The organism is Streptomyces alkaliterrae, from assembly GCF_007097205.2.
Lineage (GTDB): Bacteria > Actinomycetota > Actinomycetes > Streptomycetales > Streptomycetaceae > Streptomyces > Streptomyces alkaliterrae.
On sequence record NZ_VJYK02000330.1, the window covers coordinates 1 to 5831 of the forward strand.

Sequence of the window (5831 nt, forward strand, 5' to 3'; positions counted from 1 at the left end):
CCCTCCGCGCTCGGGAACGCGCCCGACGGCCTCACCCTGGTGAAGGTCGGCTCGCTGGACGACGCGCTGAAGGCACTGGAGGCGCTGCGCGAGGACCGCCCGGCGGACATCCCGCGCTGCACCGCCGTCTGCCGCAGCATAGCCGCTCATACGATCTCCCGCCCGCATGGGGCCGTGCTGCACCTGCGAGGACATCGATCTTGGGGCGGTCGGTTCCCGGTGTGGTGAGGAAATCTCCCGGGCTCGGCGTGGCGCCGTCGGGAGCGGCGCCACGGTCGGCCGGGGGGCCGGTGGGGTGACGGGCCCGGCGGGGTGGCAACAGCGAAGGGCCCCGCTGGCGGGGCCCTTCGGATGCGCGCTCCCCCGACTGGACTCGAACCAGTAACCTGCCGGTTAACAGCCGGCTGCTCTGCCAATTGAGCTACAGGGGACTGCCCTGCTCGGGTCCGCCTGGCCCGTTTCCGGGGGCGTTCCCTCGCTGCGAGCAATACATTAGCGCATGCCAGGGGGTGCTCTGAAATCGGTATGGAGCGCCGGGCTCCGGCCGCCCTGGCGTGACTGCTGCACATCGAGTGACATCGAGTGGACATCGAGGGAAGGGCTGCCTCATGCGGCACCGACTGATCTTCGTCGCCGGCATCGCGGTCGGGTACGTGCTCGGCGCCAGAGCGGGTCGTGAGCGGTACGAGCAGTTGCGGGAGAAGGCGCGGCAGCTCGCGGAGAACCCCGCCGTGCGGAACACCGTCGAGAGCGCGGCGCAGAACGGCCGCCAGGCGGCGAGCCGGGCGGCGCACGCGGTGACCGAGCGGGTCGGGGACCGGCTGCCGCCGGTGGTGGGCGAGCGGCTGCGGGCCGTGAAGGGTGGACGTTCGGCGGAGGAGGAGGACTGGGGGACGACCAATACGTGAGGGGGCCGGCCCTGACGTGCCCCGCCGGCCGGGCCCGGCGGGGACTCAGGGCCCTCAGGGGACTCAGGCGCCTCAGGGGGCCTCAGGGGCGGGGGATGTTGCGGAGGTTGGAGCGGGCCATCTGGAGCATGCGGCCCACTCCCCCGTCGAGCACCATCCGGCCGGCCGACAGGGCGAAGCCGGTGACCATCTCGGCTTTGATCTTCGGCGGGATGGACAGTGCGTTGGGGTCGGTGAGGACGTGGACGAGGGCCGGGCCCTTGTGGCGGAAGGCGTCGCGGAGTGCGCCGCGCAGCTGCTTGGGCTTCTCGACGCGGACGCCGTGGGCGCCGGCGGCTCTGGCGATCTCGGCGAAGTCGGGGTTGCGGTAGCCGGTGCCGTGGGCGGGCAGGCCGGCGACGAGCATTTCCAGTTCGACCATGCCGAGTGAGCCGTTGTCGAAGAGGACGATCTTCACGGGGAGGTCGTACTGGACGAGGGTGAGGAAGTCGCCCATCAGCATGGTGAAGCCGCCGTCGCCGCACATGGCGACGGTCTGGCGGTGGGGGTCGAGGAACTGGGCGCCGATGGCCTGCGGCAGGGCGTTGGCCATGGATCCGTGGGTGAAGGAGCCGATGACGCGGCGGCGGCCGTTGGGGGTGAGGTAGCGGGCGGCCCAGACGTTGCACATGCCGGTGTCGACGGTGAAGACGGCGTCGTCGGCGGCTTCCTCGTCGAGGACGGAGGCGACGTACTCGGGGTGGATGGGGGTGTGCTTCTCCACCTTCCGGGTGTACGCGCCGACGACGTTCTCGAGGGCGTCGGCGTGCTTCTTCAGCATGCGGTCGAGGAAGGTGCGGTCACTCTTCCGGCGGATGCGCGGGGTGAGGCAGCGCAGCGTCTCGCGGACGTCGCCCCACACGGCGAGGTCGAGTTGGGAGCGGCGGCCGAGGTGTTCGGGGCGGACGTCGACCTGGACGATCCGTACGCCGTCCTTGTTGTCGGGGAGGAAGGCGTTGTAGGGGAAGTCGGTGCCGAGGAGGATCAGCAGGTCGCACTCGTGGGTGGCCTCGTAGGCGGCGCCGTAGCCGAGGAGGCCGCTCATGCCGACGTCGTAGGGGTTGTCGTACTGGATCCACTCCTTGCCGCGCAGGGCGTGGCCGACGGGGGCGTGGACCTTGGCGGCGAAGTCCATGACCTCCTGGTGGGCGCCGGCGGTGCCGCTGCCGCAGAAGAGCGTGACGCGGCGGGCGGCGTCGACCATCTCGGCGAGCCGGTCGATCTCGGCGTCGCCGGGGCGGACGCTGGGCCGGGTGGTGACGAGGGCGTGTTCCTCGGCGCGTTCGGGGGCGGGCTGGGAGGCGATGTCGCCGGGCAGTGCGACGACGCCGACGCCGCCGCGGCCGACGGCGTGCTGGATGGCGGTCTGGAGGACGCGCGGCATCTGGCCGGGGTGGGAGATCAGCTCGCAGTAGTGGCTGCACTCGCGGAAGAGCTGGTCGGGGTGGGTCTCCTGGAAGAAGCCGGTGCCGATCTCGGTGCTGGGGATGTGGGAGGCGAGGGCGAGGACGGGGGCCATCGAGCGGTGTGCGTCGTAGAGGCCGTTGATGAGGTGGAGGTTGCCGGGGCCGCAGGAGCCGGCGCAGGCGGCGAGGCGGCCGGTGAGCTGCGCTTCGGCGCCGGCGGCGAAGGCGGCGGTCTCCTCGTGCCGGACCTGGATCCAGCTGATGCCCTCGGTGCGGCGGATGGCGTCGACGACGGGGTTGAGGCTGTCGCCGACGACGCCGTAGACGCGTTGCACGCCCGACTGGCGGAGCAGGTCGACGAACTGGGCTGCGACGGTCTGCTGCCGGGCCATGGGGCTCCTCCGGTGCGGTGGACGACACCGGAAAGGTACGCGTTGTGTCAGGGTTTGGGTGGTTGTGCCATGCGGGGTGGAGGTGTGCTTCGCTCCGCCGGGGGTGTGCGGCCGTCACCCGTCCGGAGTCGGGCGGAGGCCGCCGGGAGGCCCGACCGGGGGTCACTCCGGCAGCGGGGTCGTGGGATCGGCGAGGCGTTCGGCGTCGACGGTGGTGCCGTTGCGGATGAGCTGCTGGATGCGGTCGGTGACGTCCCAGACGTTGACGTTCATCCCGGCCAGCACCCGGCCCTCCTTCAGCCAGAAGGCGATGAACTCGGGCTTGCCGACGTCGCCCCGGCAGACCACCTGGTCGTAGGAGCCGGGCGGGGCCCAGCCGCTGTACTCCATGCCCAGCTCGTACTGGTCGGAGAAGAAGTAGGGCAGCCGGTCGTAGCTGACCTCCTGGCCGAGCATGGAGCGGGCGGCGGCCGGGCCGCCGTTGAGTGCGTTGGCCCAGTGCTCGACGCGCAGGCGGGTGCCGAGGGTCGGGTGCCAGAAGGCAGCGGCGTCGCCGGCGGCGAAGATCGCCGGGTCGGCGGTGCGCAGTGCCGCGTCGACACTGACGCCGCCGGTGGCAGGGTCGATCTCCAGTCCGGCGGAGGCGGCGAGCGCGGTGCGCGGTGCGGCGCCGATGGCGACGAGCACGCCGTGCGCGGGGTGTTCCTCGCCGTCGTCGGTGCGGACGGCGAGGACCTGGCCGTCCTGGCCGAGGATCTCGGTGATGCCGGAGCCGAAGTGGAAGCGGACGCCGTGCTCGGCGTGCAGCTGGGTGAAGAGGCCGCCCATCTCCGGCCCGAGGACGCCGTGCAGCGGGCTGGGGTTGGGTTCGATGACGGTGACCTCGGCGCCGTAGTGCCGGGCGGCGGCCGCGACCTCCAGTCCGATCCAGCCGGCACCGGCGACGACCAGCTGGCCGTTCTCCCGGCCGAGGCGGGTCAGCATGCCGCGCAGCTGGTCGGCGTGGGCAAGTCGCCGCAGGTGGTGGACGCCGGCGAGGCGGGTGCCGGGGACGTCGAGTCGGCGGGGCTCGGCGCCGGTGGCGAGCAGGAGTGCGTCGTACTGGATGGTGGTTCCGTCGCCGAGGGTGACCGAGCGGGTCTCGCGGTTGATGTCGACGGCGGGCTCGCCGAGGTGGAGTTCGATCTCGGCCTGGGCGTACCAGGCCGGCGGGTGGACGAAGACGCTGTCGCGTTCCTTGCTGCCGGCGAGGTAGCCCTTGGAGAGCGGCGGTCGCTCGTACGGGTGATCGCGTTCGTCCCCGATGATGATGACCCGGCCGGTGAAACCCTCCGCGCGCAGGGTTTCCGCGGCCTTCGCGCCGGCCAGTCCGCCGCCGATGATGACGAACGTCTCGTGTGCGTCCACCACTTGGTGCCTCCTCGCTGGTTTCCGGTCGTCCCTGGGCCACGCCGGGTTCAGGGCTCTGTCATGGAGCGTCCCCCATCGTGGCGATCACCGGAAGAGCGCGCCCGTGTCACAGCGTGGCGCGTCGCGGGGTCAGGCGGGCGTGCAGGGAGCGGGCGGAGGCGTCGGTGAGGCACGCGATCTGGTCGACGACCGTGCGGACGCGGGCCGCGTCGTCGGCGGCCTGGTGGTAGAGCGCCCTGAACTGGGGGTCGAGGCCGTCGGGGGCGCGCAGGAGGAGGGCGTGCGCCAGTTCGCCGAGGACGACGCGCCGTTCGGCGCGCAGCTTCGCCTGGTCGGGCCGCTGCATGACAAAGCGGTCGGCGACGGCCTTCAGCACGGCGCACTCCAGTCGGGCCTCGCGGGGCACGATGAGTTCGGCCGCGTACCGGCCGAGCGGGCCCGGGCCGTACGCCGCCCGGGTGGCGGTCTCGGCGGCGAGGCAGAAGCGGCCGATGAGTTCGCTGGTGGCGTCCTTGAGGCGGGCCTGGGCGGTGGCGGTGCCGTCGTAGCCGTGCGGCCACCACTCCTGGTCCTGGAGGCGGTCGAGGGCGGCGGCGAGTTCGCTCTCGTCGGCGCCGGGCGGCGCGTAGCGGTCGGCGGCGACGCGCAGGACCTCGGCGCGTTCGGGCCCGGCGAGCAGGGCGCCGGGGTCGAGGTGTCCGGCGTGGAGCCCGTCCTCCAGGTCGTGCACGGAGTACGCGACGTCGTCGGACCAGTCCATCACCTGGGCCTCGAAGCACTGCCTGTCCGGGGGCGCGCCGGCGCGGAACCACCGGAAGACGGGCAGGTCGTCGGCGTACACGCCGAACTTGGCGGAAGCCGGGTCGGCGGGGTGCCCGCCCTGGGCCCACGGGTACTTGGTGGTGGCGTCCAGGGCGGCGCGGGTGAGGTTGAGGCCGACGGGGCGGCCCTCCGCGGTGAAACGTTTGGGCTCCAGCCGGGCGATCAGCCGCAGCGACTGGGCGTTGCCCTCGAAGCCGCCGCAGGGCTCGGCGATCTCGTCCAGCGCCTTCTCGCCGTTGTGGCCGAACGGCGGGTGGCCGAGGTCGTGGGCGAGGCAGGCGGTCTCGACCAGGTCGGGGTCGCAGCCCAGCGCCTTGCCGAGGTCGCGGCCGACCTGGGCGCACTCCAGGGAGTGGGTGAGCCGGGTGCGGGGGCTGGGGTCCCAGGCGTGGGCGCTGGAGCCGGGCGCGACGACCTGCGTCTTGCCGGCGAGGCGGCGCAGCGCGGCGGAGTGCTGCACCCGGGCGCGGTCGCGTTGGAACGCGGTCCGGCCCGGACGCTTGTCGGGCTCGGGCTCCCAGCGCTCGGTGTCGGACGGGGCGTAGCTACCGTGCATGTCTCGACCGTAACCGCCGGGCCGGGGGCGGTGCGCGTCCGGACGACGGCGGGGCCCTGTCGGGCGCGGACTCGCCGTGCGCCGACTCGTCGTGCGCCGACACCTCGTGCGGGGACTCGTCGTGCGCCGACACCTCGTGCGCGGGCTCGGGGTGCGCGGGCACCTCGTGCGCGGACTCGTCGGGCGCGGGCTCGGGGTCTCAGCCCCGTGCCAGGGCGCGGCTGTGTGCCTGGTCGTAGCGGTGGAGCACGAGGCGGGCGAGGGCCGGGTGGTCGCCCAGCGGTGCCGAGACGGGGTG

4 protein-coding genes, 1 tRNA gene and 1 pseudogene are annotated in these 5831 nt (G+C 73.1%); 2 read left to right on the forward strand and 4 right to left on the reverse strand.

Going from position 1 to position 5831, the window contains the following annotated elements:
* Positions 1–228, forward strand: a pseudogene (locus FNX44_RS28220) (hypothetical protein); the annotation flags it as partial.
* A gap of 130 nt (positions 229–358) precedes the next feature.
* Here the strand turns inward: FNX44_RS28220 and FNX44_RS22845 are convergent.
* Positions 359–431 (reverse strand) — tRNA-Asn (locus tag FNX44_RS22845).
* Between the two features lie 177 nt (positions 432–608).
* On the opposite strand from FNX44_RS22845, the gene FNX44_RS22850 reads away from it, so the two are divergent.
* Complete coding sequence (locus FNX44_RS22850) at positions 609–908, forward strand: YtxH domain-containing protein (protein ID WP_143650678.1); 300 nt, start codon at positions 609–611, stop codon at positions 906–908.
* Positions 909–990: 82 nt separating this feature from the next.
* Here FNX44_RS22850 and FNX44_RS22855 read toward each other — a convergent pair whose 3' ends face one another.
* The 3 genes from FNX44_RS22855 to FNX44_RS22865 form a co-directional block, all read right to left on the reverse strand.
* A complete protein-coding gene (locus FNX44_RS22855) occupies positions 991–2745 on the reverse strand; it encodes a pyruvate dehydrogenase (protein WP_143650679.1) in 1755 nt (584 codons plus the stop codon).
* Positions 2746–2907: 162 nt separating this feature from the next.
* Entirely contained in the window at positions 2908–4155 is a 1248-nt protein-coding gene (locus FNX44_RS22860) for an NAD(P)/FAD-dependent oxidoreductase (RefSeq protein WP_143650680.1), read from the reverse strand.
* 106 nt (positions 4156–4261) lie between these two features.
* Positions 4262–5533 carry a deoxyguanosinetriphosphate triphosphohydrolase gene (locus FNX44_RS22865; RefSeq protein ID WP_143650681.1) on the reverse strand — a complete coding sequence of 424 codons (1272 nt, stop codon included), beginning with the start codon at positions 5531–5533 and terminating at the stop codon, positions 4262–4264.
* Positions 5534–5831: the final 298 nt, after the last annotated feature.

What these genes read in the sequence shown, in the direction of transcription:
- FNX44_RS22850 (WP_143650678.1), top strand. Translation starts at nt 609, where the DNA reads ATGCGGCACCGACTGATCTTCGTCGCCGGCATCGCGGTCGGGTACGTG.
- FNX44_RS22855 (WP_143650679.1), bottom strand. Translation starts at nt 2,745, where the DNA reads ATGGCCCGGCAGCAGACCGTCGCAGCCCAGTTCGTCGACCTGCTCCGC.
- FNX44_RS22865 (WP_143650681.1), bottom strand. Translation starts at nt 5,533, where the DNA reads ATGCACGGTAGCTACGCCCCGTCCGACACCGAGCGCTGGGAGCCCGAG.